We start from the raw sequence: 16866 nt of genomic DNA, 5'->3' as shown, positions 1-16866 counted from the left end.
AGTTAGCAAATTTCACTCCCGTAACCTTAGTAAAAGCTGTGGGTCGTGTCTACGCTTTCTGAAAAAGGGCGGTGACGGCGCGGCGGTCGACCTTGCCGGGGCCAGTGAGTGGCATCTCGGGCAGGCGTTTTACGTCCTTCGGCACCTGCCAGCGGGGCAGGTCGTCGAGGGCGATGAGGATGTCTGTACGGGAGGCCCAGCCGGTGTAGGCAGCGACGATCATCTGCCCCAGGCGCTTATCGGGGATGCCCACGACGCAGGCGGCGTCGACGCCGGGGATATGGAGGAGGAGCTGCTCGAGGGCCTCGGGGTGGAGTTTGAGCCCGCCCGAATTGATGATGTTGTCCAGGCGCCCGGTGACGGTGAGGGTGTCGCCGTTGAGGTAGCCAGCGTCGGAGGTGGCGAACCACCCGTCGTGGAAGGCATCGGAATGCACATTGCGGTAACCGTGCGCGATGGTGGGGCCGCCCAAGAGGATGCGACCGTCATCGTCGATCTGGATTTCCGTATCACGAAGTGAGACGCCATCGTAGACGCAGCCACCGGCGGTCTCCGAGGAACCGTAGGTGGTGACGGGACGAATGCGCAGTTTGCGGGCGGATTCGAGGAGCTGAGGGTGCGTGGCGGCGCCGCCGACGAGGATGGCGTCGAATTCGCGCAGCGCGTCGATGCCTTGGAGGGAATCCATGGCCTTGGCGAGCTGCATGGGGGTCAGTCCCGTGTACATGCGGTCGCCTGTGGCGGCGAGCTCGGCTGCGGCCTTCGCGAAGGCGGGGACGTCGAAGCCGTGGCTGAGATCGAGACAGAGCGGCTCGACGCCGGCGACGAGCGAGCGGACGAGGACCTGGATCCCTGCGATGTGGTGGGCGGGCATGGCGAGCAGCCACTGGCCAGGGCCGCCGAGGCGCTCGTGGGTGGCATCGGCGCTCGCGACGAGGTTGGCGGCGGTAAGTTGTGCGCCCTTCGGCGTGCCCGTGGAGCCGGAGGTGGGGACGACGAGGGCGATGTCCTCGGCGATGGGTTCGCCGACTCGCATGTGGTTGCGCAGCAGCTCTGCCTTCGTCTTATCGTCGGCGGGGACGGGCACATAGGAATGTCGCCCCGCTATCGCTGTCTCCAGATCGTCCAGGATGGCCGACGGGTCGCGGAGACTAACAGATAGCGGGGCGAGAAGATGAGTCACGGTATGTAGGCTACCGCGAGCAGTAAGTGTTTAGGCGCGGGCGCGCGCCTTTGCGATGAACTGGTCAGCGGAGTGCATGCCAGGGCCCGCGGCGATGAGCATGAGGGCTGCGGCAAGAATCATGCCGACGAGCTCCCAGCCGCCGCCGTCGACGAAGATGCCGTTGCCGGCGTGGGCGATGGCCCAGGCGCCGATCATGTCGATGGCGACGAGGCCAGCAACCCAGCGGGTGAGTAGGCCGATGATGAGCAGGATGCCGCCGACGAGCTCGATGATGGCAGCGACCGGAGCGGCGATGCCCGGGGCCGGAACGCCCATGCCCTCGAAGGCGGTGGTGGTGCCCGCGATGGTCCACTCGGTGAACTTCTGCCAGCCGTGGGCAGCGAGGACGATGCCCACGATGAGGCGAGCGGCGAGCATGACAAACGAGCTCGCGAGGTTCATGGTCGATACGGAAATGCCGGAATACTTCATGGGGAGTGACTTTAACCTTGAAGTAAGGGCAACGTCCAATCCTTGTGCGGGATTTTTACTTTAAAGATAAAGTGACTCGTGTCCCTATTGGTAGGGATTTCGCAGCTCATCGTCATGATCGAAAGGGCGCTCGTCCGTGTCGCGGGCGTCGCGCAATCCTTTGATCATCCAGACGCGGGCGCCGATGATGCCGCAGAGGGCAACGACGGCGAAGGCGATGGCGAGATAAACCATGGCAGTCTGTGGAACCTGACTAGTAGTAATACGGGAACTCGTCCCAGTTCGGGTCGCGCTTCTCGAGGAAGGCGTTCTTGCCCTCGACGGCCTCGTCCGTCATGTAGGCCAGGCGGGTGGCCTCGCCGGCGAAGACCTGCTGGCCCATAAGTCCATCGTCGGTGAGGTTGAAGGCGAACTTGAGCATGCGCTGGGCGGTGGGGGACTTCATATTGATCTCGCGGCCCATCTGGATGGCGGCGTCTTCAAGGTCGGCGTGGTCGACGACCTCGTTGACGGCGCCCATCTCGTACATGCGCTGGGCGTCGTAGGTGCGGCCTAAGAAGAAGATCTCGCGGGCGTATTTCTGACCCACCATCTTTGCGAGGTAGGCGGAGCCGTAGCCGGCGTCGAAGGATCCCACGTCCGCGTCGGTTTGCTTGAAGCGGGCCTCCTGGCGCGAGGCGACCGTCATGTCGCAGACGACGTGGAGGGAGTGCCCGCCGCCCGCGGCCCAGCCGTTGACCACGGCGATGACAACCTTGGGCATGGTGCGGATAAGCCGCTGGACCTCCAGGATGTGGAGGCGGCCGCCCTCGACCTTCTCGCGGGCGGTATCGACGGTGTCCGCGGTCTCACCATCCGCGTAGCGGTAGCCCGAGCGGCCGCGAATGCGCTGGTCGCCGCCGGAGCAGAAGGCCCAGCCGCCGTCTTTCACGGAGGGGCCATTGCCGGTAAGTAGAACCGTGCCCACGTCGGGGGTGCGGCGCGCGTGGTCGAGGACGCGGTAGAGCTCGTCCACGGTGTGCGGGCGGAAGGCATTGCGCACTTCCGGGCGGTCGAAGGCGATACGGACGATGCCGTCGGCGCGGCTGACACCGATCAAGCGGTGATACGTGATGTCCGTGAGGTCCTCGAAGCCGGGGACCTTAGTCCACAATTCCGGCTTGAACGGGTTGTCCGTGCTGTAAGTTCTCTGCTCGCTCATGACTCACAAATCTAGTCGTTCGCAGCCGTGAGATCAGGAAAGCGAGGACACCCAGCCCCGCGTTGGTGACGGCCATGCCTGCGGACGTCGCCGCGTTGAGGTGATAGGCCAGCCAAAACCCGCCAAGGGCGCCCAGGATGCCAATCCCGCACGCGGCGGCGAGCATGGTCATCACGCGCGTGGTGAGCAGGCGTGCGGCACACGCGGGAATGACCATGAGCGCGATGACGAGCATGGCGCCGGCGGCCTGAAACGCGGCCGTCGCGGTGAGTGAGACGAGCGCCATGAAGGCGACGTGCAGTCCGCGAGTGCGCAGGCCTGCGCTGTGTGCGAAGGCGGGATCGAAGGTGCTGGTTGTAAGCCGCGGGAGGGCAACGGCACAAAAAGTGACGTTGAGAATCGCGATGATGGCCATGACGAGCGCGTAGCCCGGATGCGTGAGCGCGACGAGGTTGAGATCGCCCACCAGGACCGCATGCACGTCGAGGTGGACGTGGCTCATGCGCGTGGAGATGAGGATGACGCCGGCGGCAAAGAGCGCCGGGAAGATAAGGCCCAGCGGGGCATCGCCCGCAAGCAGGCCGGAGCGTCCCAGCCATTCCGTACCGAGGGCGACGGCTAAGCCTGCCGATGCCGCCGTCACGAGCAGGACTGGCGAGTCAATGTCCGCAGTAAACAGGTAGCCCACGGCGATGCCGGGCAGGACCGCGTGGCCGATGCCGTCGATGACCATGGATTCGCGCTTGAGTACGACGAAGACGCCGGGCAGCGCGCAGGCGAGAGCCGTGGCAACGGCGAGGAGGCAGGCGGCAAGTGCGAGACTCATGCGATCACCGCCCGGCGGCGCGGGGAGACGGCGAGCGACACGGCGACAACGGCCGCCTGCACGAGGACGATGGTGGGGCCGGTGGGAATGGCGAAGTGGATTGACAGTGCAGTTCCTAGGACGGCGCAGGCGGCGCCGAGAAAGGAGGCGAGACCTATGAAGGTGGGGAGGCGGTGGATCCACTGACGGGCCGCGGCGGCAGGGCTCACGACGACGGCGACCATGAGGACGACGCCCACGACCTTGACGCCGAGGACGGTGATGACCGTGATGGCGACGAAGGCGAGTGTGTTGATGATTCTTGTACGCGTGCCGGTGACGCGGGCGAAGGCGGGATCGAAAATCATGACGGAGTGATGGTTGTGCACGACGGCAAGCACGACGAGGATGCCCACGCCGATGACGAGGGAGGTAACGACGTCGGCGCGGGTGAGCGTCGAGGCGTTGCCGAGTAAGAAGTCCTGGATGCCAGCCTTGCCCGGCAACGGCGTGCGCGAGACGTACTGCAGGATGAGCATGCCCACGGAGAAGAACGTGGTGAGCACAGCGGCCATGACGGCATCCTGTTTCAAGGGGGTGACCTTGGGGAGGGTGTGGATGGCGGCGACGGCGAGCAGTCCGGTGGCCACGGCGCCGCACACGAGGACTCCGACAGTGCGGCCGTTCATGCCAAGCGCGGTCGCCGTGACAAAGGCGATGAGGAGGCCGGGCAGGCTGGAGTGGGAGACGGCATCGGCAAGCAAGGATTGCCGGCGCAGATAGACCAGCGGGCCGAGCGCCCCGGCGCACGCACCGATGGTGACGGTGCCCGCGAGCGCCTGCTGGTAGGTGTAGTTGGTGAAGAGCTCGGTGAGGATCATGGCAGACTAAACAACTCAGAGATGGCGGACTCGGTGAGCGTGGTCTCAGTGGGGCCCGCGGCGAGGATTTTGCGATTCGCCACGAGGACGACGTCATCGCAGAGCTCGGCGACCTCGGCGAGGTCGTGGTGGACGAGGATGATGGTCGTGCCCTGGTCTCGCAGCTCCCGGAGGATTGTTGTGATCGTGGCCTGGCTCTGTTGGTCGACGCCGGCGAAGGGCTCGTCGAGGATGAGGATGTCCGGCTCACATGCGAGGGTGCGCGCAAGCAGCGTGCGCTGGCGCTGGCCCCCGGACAGGGCGCTGATGGGATCGTTGCGCTTGTCAGCTAGGCCGACGCGTTCGAGCATGTGCTCCGCGATCTGCTTGTCGTTGCGGCTCGGCCACTGCCACCAGCGTAGGTGGGGCGTGCGGCCCATGAGCGCGACGTCAATAAGCGTGGCGGGGAAGTCCCAATCGATATCTGCATGTTGCGGCATATAGCCCACGGTGCCGTCTATGTCGATTTGCGCGCCGGGAGCGGGTAGCAGGCCCACCGCCGCCTTGATGAGAGTGGACTTACCAGCGCCATTGGCGCCAATGAGCCCCGTCATCGCTCCAGTGCGAAAGGTAATGGCTACATCCTCGAGCACCGGTGTGTACCCGTAGGCGACGGTGAGACCTGCAAGTCTTATCACTTGGTGAGCGCCTCCGCGACGGCGTGAGCGTTGTGCTCAAAGGCGCCCAAGTAGGTGTCATTCGGGGCGTCGGGGCCCAGCGTGTCCGCGAACAGCTCTTCCGAGGAGACCGTGACGTTCCAGCCGCGGGCGTGCACGGCCTCCTTGAGGGAGGTCACCGCCTGCGGGTTCGCCAGGTTGTCCTGGAAGATGACGGGGATCTTCTTCTCCGCGATGGTATCGGCGAGCTCCGAGATTTCCGTCGGGGACTTCGCAGCCTCGGAGGTCACGAAGTCCGTCGCGTGAATCTCGAAGTCGAAGGTCTTACCGAAGTAGTTGAAGGCGTCGTGGCCGGTGATGAGGACGCGGGGCGTGGCGTTTTCCAGCTCGGCACGCGCCTTGTCCTCGGCGGCCTGAATCTGCTTCTCATAGTCATCCGCGGCCTGGACGTAGGCGGCGGCGTTGTCCTTATCGACCTCGCCGAGCTTGGCGCCCAGCGCGTCGACGACCTGGGTCCACAGCTCCGGGCTGTTCCAGATGTGCGGATCGTAGAGCTTCTCGCCGTCCGCGCTGCGCTCCGGCCAGGGCAGCAGACCCGCCTGGTCCACCTTGTCGCCGACCGCGATCTGCTTGTCGCCCAGCGACTCGAGTTGGTCGATCATCTGTGCCTCGAGGTGCAGGCCGTTCCACACGACGAGGTCCGCGGACTGCATGGCCTCGATGTCTTTCGTCGTGGGTTGGTACGTGTGCGGGTCGCCGCCCGGGCCGACCATCGTGGTGATCTCGGCGTCCGGCGCGATGTTGTGCACGGCGTCAGCCAGGTAGCCCGTCGTGGCAAAAACGGTGAGGTGGTCCTTCGGTTTGTCGGCGCTCGCATCGCTCGAACACGCGCTCAAGGCCAGCGCGGCGGCGCACAGGGTGACGAGCGCAGGAATGCGTTTCACGTGCGTATCTCTCATTTCTCTAAAATTGAAGTAAAGAGTTCAATCTGTTGAACATTGAAAAATGTACATACTCCCGACACTTATTGCAAGTGATTGTGATTTAGACCCCGTGAGTATGCGAAAAGCGGGGACGCGTCATCGCGTCCCCGCTGTTTTGAACGTGTAGTCCCCTTGCCCAACCCTCGTCCACGTTCCCTCATCCCAGCGCGGTGGTGGTGATATGTGAGCGGTGCGCGGGGTTGTTACCCGCTTGTGCTCCTGTGACATGTGCGGCGGACTGCGCAATACGGTGGGAAGACTTGAACTTCCCAGCCTGCTCCGCTACCAGGCTGCCAACAGAATCCTTGGGTTTTCTCGTCCAAGGCCGAGGTGCGCTCGCTGATGTGGGGTGGCGTGGACTACCAACTACGTTTAGACGACTTCGGTGCTCCAGTTCTTCTGCTGAATCTTTGTGTCGAGCTCCCGGTAGGCCTTGGAGACTTCGTCGATCTTCTTTCGCAACGCCGCGACGTCGAGGGTGGAGACGAACTTAATCTCGCTGCGGGAGAACCGGTCTTGGCGCGCGGCGGCGGCTTCGGCGGCATCGGCAAGCAGGCGGCGACGCCGGATGAGTCCGTCGCGGTCCGCGAGCGCCGCGGTGAGGTTGCGCTCAGCGTCGAACGCGGTGGCCGAGTTTGTTGCGTTGATTGCTTTGACCAGCTCGTCGATGCGGTCCACGAGGTGTTCCGCCTCCGCGAGGAGCTCTGCCGGATCCTCGTCCGGGGTATCGCCCTCTTGGACGCGGGCCACGGCGACGATGCGTGAGCGTAGTTCGTCGAGGCGGGCCTGGGCTTCGGCGCGCTCGGCGAGGGCTTCAGCTAACAACATGGTGAGTTCCTTTCCTTTCTCCCTCGCTTGTGGTCTGTGGGGAGCGTATCGTTACACACGATTATCCAATAAACATGAACGCGAAGAGCGTGTTGAGGATGGTCGCGGTGATCATCGGTACAGAAGTGCGCTTGACCAGGCGAATGGGGTTGACCTTGATGGCGCCGGAGACGATGAGGACCGCGGCATTGACCGGGGAGACCTGGCGCATGAGGTTGGAGGTGCCCCAAATCGCGGTGAGCATCTGCGGCGCGTGAATGGACGTCTCGGCTGCGAGGCCAGGGACGACCTCGGAGAAGGCGAAGTACGGAGCGGTGCCGGAGCCGGTGAGCGCGGACATCGCGGCGGTCGCGGCGACGAAGATGAGCACGATAATGACGGCGGCGCCGGACGAACCCTTGGTGGCGTCGATGAGCATGTCGATGACGCCCATTTGGGTAATGCCCTCGACGAGGACTGCGGCGGCCACGAGGAGGGCGACTACGCCGGCTGCGCCTTCGCCCATTCCCTTGAAGAAGGACTTGGTGGAGTCCATGGCGGTCTCGATGGAGCGGCCGCGGATAGCCTCGATGATCATCGCAATGAAGAGGGAGACGACCGTGACAGGCAGGATGTCAGCCTCGAAGGGGATGACGCCGGTGCGATTGAGAATGGCCGAGATGATGATAAGTAGCAGCGGGAGCAGAGGCAGGACAGCGTAGAAACCCGGCAGTCCGGCGGCGCGCTCGATGGCTTCGCGGGCAGTGCGTTCGGATTCGCTCTCCTCGGTGGCTTCTCCGGCGTGTTCTTCCATGTAGTGCTTGCGGTCCGACTTGTCGCAGCGGTGTTGCCACCACATGTGGACGAACGCGGTAATGAGCAGGGTGGGCACGGTGGCGCGGGCGACGGAGCCGTAGACGAATTCGGTGACGGACATGTCCGTGAGATCCGCGCCTTGAATGAGACCAGCCTCGAGCGGCGTCGGCATGATGGTCGAGGAGGTCACGACGATGGCGGCGACGGTGAGCGGCGTGAGCCCTGCGGCGATGAGCGCCGGCAGAAGTGTCGCCACAAGGAGCAGGGAAAGCGCTGCGGCGGACGGGATGACGAGTGAGAGCAGCGAGCCAATGACGAAGCCGACGGGCACCAACCAATAGGAGCCATTAAAGCGCTTGAGCGGCGAGGAGAGCACGACGACGGTCTTCGCGTCCGCGCCGATGTGACGCATGTAGGACACGAAGCCGAAGAGCACCATAATCGCCATGCCGATGCCGCTGAAACGAGCCTTGAACAGGGCGTCGACCACGAGGAGCTGGTCGTAGAAGGCGTTGCCGGTGGCTTCGATTTCGGTGGTGCGCATGTCTGCGCGGCCGGTGAGTGCGGCGAGCATGAGGAGGGCGACGCCTACTCCGAAGATGGCGGCGGCCGCATGAACCTTTTTATAGATGAGCCACACGACGGCCGCGATGGCCGCGAGGGCGATGATGAGATAGAGCACGGTAAGTCAATTCCTTCACTGGTACGAAGAGCTGCCGCCTGGCATGCGCTGCTGGCGGTGGGGCTCCGAGGAGCGATAGAAGGCTAACCGCGGTTGTTATAACCTTTCCTGGTTAGGTTATCACCCTGTGTGGACCAGTCGCACCTCGTGGGGTGCATTATTCTGGGTCGTATGCAGATTAACGTTGACGACGTCCTTGACCGCGCGCGCGTGGTTGCCCTTCCGCTGGCCGTACAATTCCGCGGCGTGACCACCCGCGAGGCTCTCCTCATCGAGGGGCCCGCCGGCTGGGGCGAGTTTGCGCCCTTCCTCGAATACGGCCCCGAAGAGTCCGCGCACTGGCTGGCCGCTGGCCTCGAGGCCGCGTACGAGGGCTTCCCTTCGCCCGTCCGCTCCGAGGTCGAGGTCAACGGAACCATTCCGGCCGTGCCGGCGGAGATGGTGCCCGAGGTCATGCAGCGCTATCCGGGCTGCCGCACCTTCAAAATCAAGGTTGCCGAGCCGGGCCAGACGCTCGCGGACGACGTCGCGCGCGTTCAGGCCGTGCGCGAGGCAGTCCACGACATGGGCCGCGTTCCCGTCCTGCGCGTGGACGCCAACGGCGGCTGGAGCGTCGACGAGGCCATCGAGGCCGCCAAGGCGCTCATGCCGCTTGACTACATGGAGCAGCCCTGCCGCACCGCCGAGGAACTCGCCGAGGTCCGCTCGCGCCTCATGCGCTCTGGGCTTTTTGTGCGCGTTGCTGCCGATGAATCCATTCGCAAGGTCGCAGACCCCTACCGCGTTGCCGAACTTCAAGCTGCCGATGTCGCCGTGGTCAAGGCCGCGCCCCTCGGCGGGGTTAAGCGACTGTTGCAGATCGCCCACGACTTGCGTGCACACCATATGGACATCACGGTGGCCTCGGCGCTCGACACGTCGGTGGGAATCTCCATGGGCCTCGCTGCCGTGGCCGCGCTCCCCAAGATCCTCGACGATGAAGACATCGACGTCACCCCGGCCGCCGCCGGCCTGGCCACCGGCTCGCTCTTTATCGAGGACGTCTGTCCGCCGCGCGAGCTCGTGGACGGCTTCCTGCGCGTGGAGCACCCCGCGCCGTCGGAGGACCGCCTCACTGAGTTGGCCGCCTCTGCTGAGCGTCGCGACTGGTGGTTCAACCGTGTCCGCGAGAGCTGGCAGTATCTCTAGAAGCTTGTGCCAAAACTAATCCCCTCGTGGAATTGCCAGGCCGGACTCTTCAACGTCCCCGGGACCGGCGAGTGCGGGCGCAGTGTGGTGCGGTGTGCAACGGTCTCCTTGATAACGTCGCGCACTAACTCGAAGTGATAGTTCGTGCATGTATCGGTGAATTTCAGAGGCGCCCAGCCGAGCTGCACGGCCTGAATGGATTTCCACAGGCCGATATAAAAGGTGTCATTGTTGTTGTGCGGCAAGTGATAATGCAGCGAATCCCAGTCGATGACGACGCGGGCTGCGGGGAAGGCGAGGTCCCAGTAATAGGCCTCGAGCTTGAAATTGGGCACAGGCTCGAGGCCAGCCTTGCGCAAGTGAAACAGCATTGTGCGTTCCCACTTGGAGGCGGTGCCCACGCCTGCCTTAAACGCAAGTTCTCGAATGGCGCTGGGGCGCTTTAGTTGGGCTAAATCTGCTTCGAGACGCTCACCGCCGCGGACGCCTGTGTAGTGATTGAGCAGGAGATTTCCCGGATTCTCGAGCTTCTCATGGGCGAGCGCGTCAGAGAGGGCTTGCGCGACGTTGACTGTCCTTATGTCGTTGATGGATCTGCTTGGGGCCTCGGAGCGGATGAGGCGGATGTGTGAATTCGCCAATGGCGTTCTGATGTGCGGCACGCGCAGGAAGACGGGGCGAGATTCTTCCGTCAAGTCATGGAGGGCCAGGGCGTTGAGACCGGTGACCGCGCCTTCGGGATACAGACTCGCGATGTCGGCGAGGCTTCCCGTAGTTGAGTAGATACCGGCCTTGAGTTTAATGAGTCGGCCATCGGCTACCGCCTTGTTCTGGCGAGTCTTGGTTGTACCGAGCTCTCGGAGTTGTCGCGTCGTGTAGATCGTCATGACCTATTGGACTGAGCCAGCAGCGTGGAGGTTCCACGCGCATGCCGAAACCCCACCCGAACTCACGGATTCTGTACAGCAATCCACAGTACGGGTGGGGTGTGGTGTGGGGTTGGCGCCCAGAGCCGACCCAAACTCTCGGTACCTGTACGAAATTTCCATGTTTGGGTGGGGTGTGGGCTTTAGCTATCGCGGGGGAGTGGGAGGTCAGCACATCTCTCGGTCCTAGGCTAAGTGGCTAGTTCACACTAGGACGGTCAGTCTGTCAATAACGGAAGACTCGACGCTTTACATATTTATGCATGCTTTTAAGGGGGATGACTTTTCAGCCGACTCACAGGTTGACCGTGTACCTCTTTATACATGCCTACTAACACCCCCAATAATGGCCGGAACGAGCGGATGAGCGACGAGACTCAGCAGTTCGAGCGTCCGCGCCAGGTCTTCCCGGAAGACGAGACGCGTGTGCAGCCAGCGCAGTCGCAGTATCAGAACTATCAGTACCAGCAGCCAGCACCGCAACCGGCACCCCAACCGGCGTCCCAGCAGGCACCACGGCAAGAGCCGCCGCGCTCCTATGACGTGCCGGAGGAGCGCTCCTCGGGAAGTGGCTTGACGGGCATTCTCGTCGGCCTGCTCGTGTTGGCGCTCATCGCGCTCGCGGCGTTGGCCTATATGTATACGCGCGCCGCAAACCAGGAGCCGCCTGCTCCGGAGACCATTACGCAGACGGCCACGGCGACGGTGACGGACACCCCGAGCCCCGTCACGCAGACCCAGACGGAGACCGTCACCGAGACAGTGACGGAGACGCCGGAGCTCACCCGGGAGCTGCCTACCTCGCTGCCCAGGGACTTGGGCGAGGGCGCTGATAACGTCGACGATCTTCTCAACGAGATCTTCGGCGGAAATTAGGGCACGGGCTAGACTGGGCTGCTATGGACCAGACCGCACAGACCGAATCCATTGAGCTGGCGCAGGCCGTCGCCGCGCAGCTCGCGCGCCACTGTACTGACGTTGTCATTTGCCCAGGCTCGCGCAACGCGCCGCTCAACTTGGCGCTGCTCGCCCGCCCGGATCTCAAGGTGCACACGCGCATCGATGAGCGCTCCGCCGCGTTCCTCGCGTTGGGCCTGGCGCGAGTGCAGCGCCGCCACGTCGCGGTCGTCATGACCTCAGGCACGGCCGTGGCCAACGCGTTGCCGGCGCTGGTCGAGGCGCGCCACTCGCACACGCCGCTCGCGGTGGTCTCTGCGGATCGCCCGGAGCGCCTCGTGGGCACGGGTGCCTCGCAAACCATCGAGCAGCAGGGCATCTTTAGCAACTTCGCGGACACGACGCAGGTCGCGTCGCCGGAGGATATTCCGGCGATGGCGCAGCGCTTTACCCAGGACTTTGCGGTGCATATCAATGTCGCGCTCGACGTGCCGCTCGTGGGCACGGAGCTTCCCTCTACGCCGGATGATCGAACCCTGCGCCGCGCGCCGTCCGTCCGCTTCGTGGACCACGGCGAGGTCGAGCTCGACCTCACCCGCAATACGTTGGTCATCGCGGGCGACGAGGCCTGGGACGTCGAGGGCCTTGAAGACGTGCCCACCATCGCAGAGCCCACGGCGCCCGCGCCGTACCATCCGGTGCACCCGCTCGCGGCGAGCATCTTCCGCAAGGACCACGTGAGTGCGAACGACTATGTGGTCAATACGCGTGTCGAGCAGGTCATCGTTGTCGGCCATCCGACGCTGCACCGCGGGGTGCTGGCGCTCCTCAGCGATCCCGATATCGAGTTCGTGACGCTCTCGCGCACGGCGGACTTCACGAACCCGCGCGGCGAGGCCGCCCGGAAGGGTACCCGCGTCAAGGTGAGCGGCGAGCCCACGCGCGACTGGATGAAGGTCTGCGAGGGCGCGGCCGAGATGGGCGGCGCCGCGGTGCGCGAAGTCCTAGAAAATAAGGACTATGGATTTACCGGCCTGCACGTGGCGGCCGCCGTGGCGGATACACTCGCCGTGGGTGACGCGCTCGTCCTCGGCGCCTCGAATCCGGTGCGCGACGCCAGCTTCGTGGGTCTTCCTTTCGACGGCGTGGAGACCTACTCGCCGCGCGGCGCCGCTGGCATCGACGGCACGGTGGCCCAGTCCATCGGCGTGGCGCTGGCCACCCAGTCCCGCGAGGCCACGGAGATTCGCGCGCCGCGCACCGTCGCGCTCATGGGGGACATCACGTTCCTCCACGACGCTTCTGCTCTGCTCATCTCGCCGGGTGACCCGCGCCCGGAGAACCTCACCATCGTTGTCGCGGACGATAACGGTGGCGGCATCTTCGAGACCCTGGAAATCGGACAGGAATCCCTGCGCCCTGCCTTCGAGCGGGCTTTTGGAACGCCGCAGGAGGTGGGCATCGGCCAGCTGTGCGAGGCCTACGGCGCAGACTACCGTGAGGCGAACTCGGCGCAGGAGCTGCTCGACCTGCTCGCGGAGCTCAAGGAAACTTCGACGGGGATTACCGTTGTGGACGCCCACACGACGCGCGGCACGCGCCGGGCGCTTCATGCCGAGCTCGCCGCGAAGACCAGTGTCTAGGAGGCGCGTACGGCAGGTGCTGCTCGCGGTCTACGCGGTGGCACTCCTGGGAGCCTTTGCCATGGTCGCAGGCCCCTTCATGAATGACCGCTCCATTGCGGTGGAGCCGGGCCGAGCGCTGGCGACGGTGACGAACGTGGGCTGGCTGCGCACCTCGGTCGACTTCCAGGACTCGCAGGGTCTTTACCATTCGCCGCCGACGGGACTCATCTATCCCACGGGCCTGGGCGAGGGCCAAAAGGTCTGGGTGACGTATAAGCTGTCGAATCCGGACCTGGTCAAGGTGGAAGGGCGCGAATGGACGCTGTCTATCATCCCGGCGCTCTCCGTCGCCGTGGTAGCGAGCCTCATTTTTGGGCTAGCCTGGCGGGGAACGAGCCTGAAAAAGAATTAATGTTGAGTTCACCCACTGGTTTCTTCGACGTGTAAAGGTATAACACATGCGTGTCGCCATTGTTGCTGAATCTTTCTTGCCCAACGTCAACGGAGTAACCAACTCTGTGCTGCGCGTCCTGGAGCACCTGCATGCGGAGGGACACGAGGCCATCGTTGTGGCGCCGGGCGCGCGCGAGGGTCAGGAAGAAATCCCGGATTACCTGGGCTTTCCCATCCATCGCGTGCCCACGGTGAAGGTTCCGCTCGTAGATTCCCTGCCGGTGGGCGTGCCCACCTCCGCCGTGGATGGCGCCATTCGTGACTTTCAGCCGGACATCATTCACCTGGCCAGCCCGTTCGTGCTCGGCGCGGCCGGCGCCTTCGTCGCGCGTCAGCAGCGCATCCCGGCCGTGGCGCTCTACCAAACGGACGTGGCCGGCTTCGCCACGAAGTACCACGCCTCCGCACTGGCCCACGGCGTGTGGGAGTGGCTGCGCACCATCCACAATTCCTGCCAGATGACGCTTGCGCCGTCCTCGCCCACCATCGCGGACCTGGAAGAACATAACATCAAGAACGTGCGCCACTGGGGCCGCGGCGTGGACGCGGTGCGTTTCCATCCCTTCAAGCGCTCGGAAGAACTGCGCCGCCAGTGGGATCCCACGGGCTCGAAGAAGATTGTGGGCTTCGTTGGTCGCCTCGCCGCGGAGAAGGGCGTGCACCGCTTGGCCGGGCTCGATGAGCGTTCCGATATTCAGGTCGTCATCGTCGGCGATGGTCCCGAGCGCCCGCTCCTCGAGGCCCAGCTGCCGCACGCGATCTTCCTCGGCGCACTCGGCGGCGAGGAGCTCGCGCATGCGTACGCCTCGCTCGATATCTTCGTTCATGCTGGCGAGTTCGAGACCTTCTGTCAGGCCATCCAGGAGGCGCAGGCCTCGGGCGTGCCCACCATCGGCCCGCGCGCTGGCGGCCCTATTGATTTGATTGAGGAAGGCTACAACGGCCTGCTCCTCGACGTCGACACCTTCGTCGAGGATCTGCCCGGCGCCGTGGACGCGCTGCTTAACCCGGAGATCCACGCGGAACTGCGCGAGAACGCCCGCGCCTCCATTGCGAATAAGACGTGGGACGCGCTGTGCCGCCAGCTCCTGGACTCCTACGAGGAAGTCCTTGAGGACACGCGCCGCGTGCCGCTGACCATCATCGGCCAGCGCCCGGAGCTGCCGCGCTGGGCCGCCCGCGCTCTGGGCGCGCGCGTGGCATAGACTGGTTTTCCGTGGCGAAATTTAACCTCAAGGCAGATCTCGACAAAGACCCCGCAGACGTGGCGAAGATGTTCGATGGCGTGGGCAAGAACTACGACATCACCAACACCGTCCTCTCCTTCGGACAGGACCGCCTGTGGCGTAAGCGCACGCGTGAGCGTCTCGGCCTGCAGCCAGGGGAGAAGGTCCTCGATCTTGCCGCTGGCACCGCTGTGTCTACGGTGGAGCTGGCCAAGTCTGGCGCCTGGTGTGTGGCCTGCGATTTCTCGCGCGGCATGCTCGCGGCGGGCAAGGACCGTAACGTGCCCAAGGTCGCGGGCGACGGCATGCAGCTGCCCTTCGCGGACAACACGTTTGACGCCGTGACCATCTCTTATGGACTGCGCAATATTCACGACTTCGAGCTCGGCCTGCGTGAGATGGCTCGCGTAACCAAGCCCGGTGGCCGCCTGGCCGTGGCGGAGTTCTCCAAGCCCGTCATTCCGGTCTTTGGCACGGTGTACAAGGAATACCTTATGCGCCTGCTCCCGCCGGTCGCGCGCCTCGTGTCCTCGAATCCGGACGCGTACGTCTACCTCGCCGAGTCGATCCGCGCTTGGCCGGAACAGAAGGAACTCGCCGCTGCCATTAACCGCAACGGTTGGACGGGTGCCAATTGGCAGAACCTCACCGGCGGCATCGTGGCGTTGCACAGCGCGGTCAAACCGGCGTAGTTCCGGCAGTTCACGACAACGAAGCCCTCAGATCCACGCGGATCTGAGGGCTTGTTTGATGTGAAATCCCTTAAGACCACAGTGGGGTGTCACGGCGCGCCCACGCCACGCCGTGACCCGCCAGTTTCCAGGCGCGCGCGATGAGATCGCGGTCCTCGTCCGTGATGAGGTTGCCCATGAGCCGCGCCGCAGCGGGCATGAGCATGCGGCCCACGGGTCCGCGCAGGGCGACAGGGCCCGCGACGGGGAGGAACTGCGGGTACGTGAGCAGCCGTGCGGCGGTGCGGGCGAGCACGAAAGCCTCGCCGTAGGCAGCGCGCAGGCGGTCCGGCCACACGAGCGTGAAGTCCTTTCCTCCCAAAAGGGAGACGGCCATGGCGGCGGTCTCCAGCCCGTAGTCGATGCCCTCGCCGTTGAGTGGGTTGACGCACGCGGCGGCGTCGCCGATGAGCATCCAGTTCGCACCCGCGACGGTGCTTACGGCACCGCCCATGGGCAACGCTGCCGATGCCACCTTTTCTACCGGTCCCAGACCCCACTCGGCGCGCTGTTGCGCGGCGTAGGTCTCCAGGAACTTCTTGGTGTTGATCTTCGCGGGGCGGGACTTTGTGGACAGCGCGCCTAAGCCGATATTGACGTGGCCGAGCTCCGCGCCCAGCGGGAAGATCCAGCCGTAGCCGGGCTGGACTACGCCGTCGGCGTCCTTGAGCTCGACGTGCGAGTGCATCCAGCCCTCGCTGGCGCGAGGGGAAGAGGAATACGAGCGCGCCGCGATGCCGTACACCTCGTCTTTGTGCCACGTGCGGCCGAGCTGCTTGCCGAAGGTGGAGCGCACGCCGTCGGCGACGATGATCCAGCGGGCTTTCATGGTGTCCGTGGCGCCCGACCCATCAACGACAGAAAAACTGACGATCCGGTTTCCGGCCAGCTCAGGCGCGGTGGCCGTGCCGTGGATCAGTGTTGCTCCGGCGGCGACGGCCTCACGTACGAGGAGCGCGTCGAACTCGTGACGGGGAAGCGCAGTGCCCTCGTTCGTCGGGTACGTGTCGGGCCAGGGCGCCGTGACGGAGCCGCCGTAGCCGTGGAGCTTGAGGCCGTGGTTGCGGTAGCTCGGGTTGACCTTGATGCCGAGGAGATCCAGTTGATGCATAGCGCGCGGGGTAAGTCCATCGCCGCAGGTCTTATCGCGGGGGAATTCGGCGGAATCGAGGAGCGCCACCGAGTGTCCGGCGCGGGCGGCGTGGATGGCGGCCGCCGCGCCAGCAGGACCGGAGCCGACGATTGCTACATCAAAAAGCTGGGACATGGAACCCATTGTGGCAGAGCGAGCACCTCAACTATGTCTAACCCCTGCGAGTGGACTAGGTTAGT

Annotated in this window: 18 protein-coding genes; 6 read left to right on the top strand and 12 right to left on the bottom strand. The window is 64.5% G+C overall.

Annotated features, from left to right (window positions below):
- Nucleotides 1–49: 49 nt before the first annotated feature.
- The 10 genes from menE to dcuC form a co-directional block, all read right to left on the bottom strand.
- Complete coding sequence (menE, locus tag HMPREF3227_RS02065) at nucleotides 50–1183, bottom strand: o-succinylbenzoate--CoA ligase (protein WP_066509795.1); 1134 nt, start codon at nucleotides 1181–1183, stop codon at nucleotides 50–52.
- Between the two features lie 30 nt (nucleotides 1184–1213).
- Nucleotides 1214–1657, bottom strand: coding sequence for a DoxX family protein (locus HMPREF3227_RS02060; protein WP_082750217.1), 444 nt, complete (start codon nucleotides 1655–1657; stop codon nucleotides 1214–1216).
- 84 nt (nucleotides 1658–1741) lie between these two features.
- Nucleotides 1742–1891: a hypothetical protein gene (locus HMPREF3227_RS13460; protein WP_168164068.1), complete on the bottom strand. Its 150-nt coding sequence runs from the start codon at nucleotides 1889–1891 to the stop codon at nucleotides 1742–1744.
- A 19-nt stretch (nucleotides 1892–1910) separates the two neighbouring features.
- Complete coding sequence (locus HMPREF3227_RS02055) at nucleotides 1911–2858, bottom strand: 1,4-dihydroxy-2-naphthoyl-CoA synthase (protein ID WP_066509793.1); 948 nt, start codon at nucleotides 2856–2858, stop codon at nucleotides 1911–1913.
- Nucleotides 2800–3684: a metal ABC transporter permease gene (locus HMPREF3227_RS02050; protein ID WP_066509790.1), complete on the bottom strand. Its 885-nt coding sequence runs from the start codon at nucleotides 3682–3684 to the stop codon at nucleotides 2800–2802. The genes HMPREF3227_RS02055 and HMPREF3227_RS02050 overlap by 59 nt, the downstream gene beginning before the upstream one ends.
- Nucleotides 3681–4544 carry a metal ABC transporter permease gene (locus tag HMPREF3227_RS02045; RefSeq protein ID WP_066509788.1) on the bottom strand — a complete coding sequence of 288 codons (864 nt, stop codon included), beginning with the start codon at nucleotides 4542–4544 and terminating at the stop codon, nucleotides 3681–3683. Before HMPREF3227_RS02045 ends, HMPREF3227_RS02050 begins: the two co-directional genes overlap by 4 nt.
- Nucleotides 4541–5221 carry a metal ABC transporter ATP-binding protein gene (locus HMPREF3227_RS02040; protein WP_066509783.1) on the bottom strand — a complete coding sequence of 227 codons (681 nt, stop codon included), beginning with the start codon at nucleotides 5219–5221 and terminating at the stop codon, nucleotides 4541–4543. The genes HMPREF3227_RS02045 and HMPREF3227_RS02040 overlap by 4 nt, the downstream gene beginning before the upstream one ends.
- Complete coding sequence (locus tag HMPREF3227_RS02035) at nucleotides 5218–6159, bottom strand: metal ABC transporter substrate-binding protein (protein WP_141628533.1); 942 nt, start codon at nucleotides 6157–6159, stop codon at nucleotides 5218–5220. The genes HMPREF3227_RS02040 and HMPREF3227_RS02035 overlap by 4 nt, the downstream gene beginning before the upstream one ends.
- A 396-nt stretch (nucleotides 6160–6555) precedes the next feature.
- Nucleotides 6556–7011 carry a DIP1984 family protein gene (locus tag HMPREF3227_RS02030; protein ID WP_066489845.1) on the bottom strand — a complete coding sequence of 152 codons (456 nt, stop codon included), beginning with the start codon at nucleotides 7009–7011 and terminating at the stop codon, nucleotides 6556–6558.
- Between the two features lie 61 nt (nucleotides 7012–7072).
- Complete coding sequence (dcuC, locus tag HMPREF3227_RS02025; protein WP_066489849.1) at nucleotides 7073–8488, bottom strand: C4-dicarboxylate transporter DcuC; 1416 nt, start codon at nucleotides 8486–8488, stop codon at nucleotides 7073–7075.
- A 171-nt stretch (nucleotides 8489–8659) separates the two neighbouring features.
- Between dcuC and HMPREF3227_RS02020 the strand changes: the two genes are divergently transcribed.
- Nucleotides 8660–9676 carry an o-succinylbenzoate synthase gene (locus HMPREF3227_RS02020; protein ID WP_066490401.1) on the top strand — a complete coding sequence of 339 codons (1017 nt, stop codon included), beginning with the start codon at nucleotides 8660–8662 and terminating at the stop codon, nucleotides 9674–9676.
- Here HMPREF3227_RS02020 and HMPREF3227_RS02015 read toward each other — a convergent pair.
- Nucleotides 9673–10563, bottom strand: a complete 891-nt coding sequence (locus HMPREF3227_RS02015) for a hypothetical protein (RefSeq protein ID WP_066489852.1) — start codon at nucleotides 10561–10563, stop codon at nucleotides 9673–9675. The genes HMPREF3227_RS02020 and HMPREF3227_RS02015 overlap by 4 nt on opposite strands.
- Before the next feature lie 402 nt (nucleotides 10564–10965).
- Between HMPREF3227_RS02015 and HMPREF3227_RS02010 the strand changes: the two genes are divergently transcribed.
- The 5 genes from HMPREF3227_RS02010 to HMPREF3227_RS01990 are packed head-to-tail and all read left to right on the top strand — an operon-like array spanning nucleotide 10966 to nucleotide 15495.
- Nucleotides 10966–11478, top strand: coding sequence for a hypothetical protein (locus HMPREF3227_RS02010; RefSeq protein WP_066489855.1), 513 nt, complete (start codon nucleotides 10966–10968; stop codon nucleotides 11476–11478).
- A 23-nt stretch (nucleotides 11479–11501) separates the two neighbouring features.
- Nucleotides 11502–13142, top strand: a complete 1641-nt coding sequence (gene menD, locus HMPREF3227_RS02005; RefSeq protein WP_066509779.1) for a 2-succinyl-5-enolpyruvyl-6-hydroxy-3-cyclohexene-1-carboxylic-acid synthase — start codon at nucleotides 11502–11504, stop codon at nucleotides 13140–13142.
- Nucleotides 13111–13536 carry a hypothetical protein gene (locus HMPREF3227_RS02000; RefSeq protein ID WP_066489884.1) on the top strand — a complete coding sequence of 142 codons (426 nt, stop codon included), beginning with the start codon at nucleotides 13111–13113 and terminating at the stop codon, nucleotides 13534–13536. The genes menD and HMPREF3227_RS02000 overlap by 32 nt, the downstream gene beginning before the upstream one ends.
- A 46-nt stretch (nucleotides 13537–13582) precedes the next feature.
- A complete protein-coding gene (locus HMPREF3227_RS01995; RefSeq protein ID WP_066509777.1) occupies nucleotides 13583–14782 on the top strand; it encodes a glycosyltransferase family 4 protein in 1200 nt (399 codons plus the stop codon).
- Between the two features lie 11 nt (nucleotides 14783–14793).
- Complete coding sequence (locus tag HMPREF3227_RS01990) at nucleotides 14794–15495, top strand: demethylmenaquinone methyltransferase (RefSeq protein WP_255357120.1); 702 nt, start codon at nucleotides 14794–14796, stop codon at nucleotides 15493–15495.
- A gap of 70 nt (nucleotides 15496–15565) precedes the next feature.
- Here the strand turns inward: HMPREF3227_RS01990 and HMPREF3227_RS01985 are convergent, their stop codons facing one another.
- On the bottom strand, nucleotides 15566–16801 hold the full coding sequence (locus tag HMPREF3227_RS01985; RefSeq protein ID WP_082750221.1) for a geranylgeranyl reductase family protein: 1236 nt from the start codon (nucleotides 16799–16801) through the stop codon (nucleotides 15566–15568).
- Nucleotides 16802–16866 lie beyond the last annotated feature (65 nt).

It is taken from the genome of Corynebacterium sp. CMW7794 (genome assembly GCF_001563605.1).
GTDB lineage: Bacteria > Actinomycetota > Actinomycetes > Mycobacteriales > Mycobacteriaceae > Corynebacterium > Corynebacterium phoceense.
The sequence above is the reverse complement of the archived record's forward strand: the minus strand, read 5'-3'. Positions and strand labels throughout refer to the sequence as shown.

What these genes read in the sequence shown, in the direction of transcription:
- HMPREF3227_RS02060 (WP_082750217.1), bottom strand. Translation starts at nt 1,657, where the DNA reads ATGAAGTATTCCGGCATTTCCGTATCGACCATGAACCTCGCGAGCTCG.
- HMPREF3227_RS13460 (WP_168164068.1), bottom strand. Translation starts at nt 1,891, where the DNA reads ATGGTTTATCTCGCCATCGCCTTCGCCGTCGTTGCCCTCTGCGGCATC.
- HMPREF3227_RS02055 (WP_066509793.1), bottom strand. Translation starts at nt 2,858, where the DNA reads ATGAGCGAGCAGAGAACTTACAGCACGGACAACCCGTTCAAGCCGGAA.
- HMPREF3227_RS02050 (WP_066509790.1), bottom strand. Translation starts at nt 3,684, where the DNA reads ATGAGTCTCGCACTTGCCGCCTGCCTCCTCGCCGTTGCCACGGCTCTC.
- HMPREF3227_RS02045 (WP_066509788.1), bottom strand. Translation starts at nt 4,544, where the DNA reads ATGATCCTCACCGAGCTCTTCACCAACTACACCTACCAGCAGGCGCTC.
- HMPREF3227_RS02035 (WP_141628533.1), bottom strand. Translation starts at nt 6,159, where the DNA reads ATGAGAGATACGCACGTGAAACGCATTCCTGCGCTCGTCACCCTGTGC.
- HMPREF3227_RS02030 (WP_066489845.1), bottom strand. Translation starts at nt 7,011, where the DNA reads ATGTTGTTAGCTGAAGCCCTCGCCGAGCGCGCCGAAGCCCAGGCCCGC.
- HMPREF3227_RS02020 (WP_066490401.1), top strand. Translation starts at nt 8,660, where the DNA reads ATGCAGATTAACGTTGACGACGTCCTTGACCGCGCGCGCGTGGTTGCC.
- HMPREF3227_RS02015 (WP_066489852.1), bottom strand. Translation starts at nt 10,563, where the DNA reads ATGACGATCTACACGACGCGACAACTCCGAGAGCTCGGTACAACCAAG.
- HMPREF3227_RS02010 (WP_066489855.1), top strand. Translation starts at nt 10,966, where the DNA reads ATGAGCGACGAGACTCAGCAGTTCGAGCGTCCGCGCCAGGTCTTCCCG.
- menD (WP_066509779.1), top strand. Translation starts at nt 11,502, where the DNA reads ATGGACCAGACCGCACAGACCGAATCCATTGAGCTGGCGCAGGCCGTC.
- HMPREF3227_RS02000 (WP_066489884.1), top strand. Translation starts at nt 13,111, where the DNA reads ATGCCGAGCTCGCCGCGAAGACCAGTGTCTAGGAGGCGCGTACGGCAG.
- HMPREF3227_RS01995 (WP_066509777.1), top strand. Translation starts at nt 13,583, where the DNA reads ATGCGTGTCGCCATTGTTGCTGAATCTTTCTTGCCCAACGTCAACGGA.
- HMPREF3227_RS01985 (WP_082750221.1), bottom strand. Translation starts at nt 16,801, where the DNA reads ATGTCCCAGCTTTTTGATGTAGCAATCGTCGGCTCCGGTCCTGCTGGC.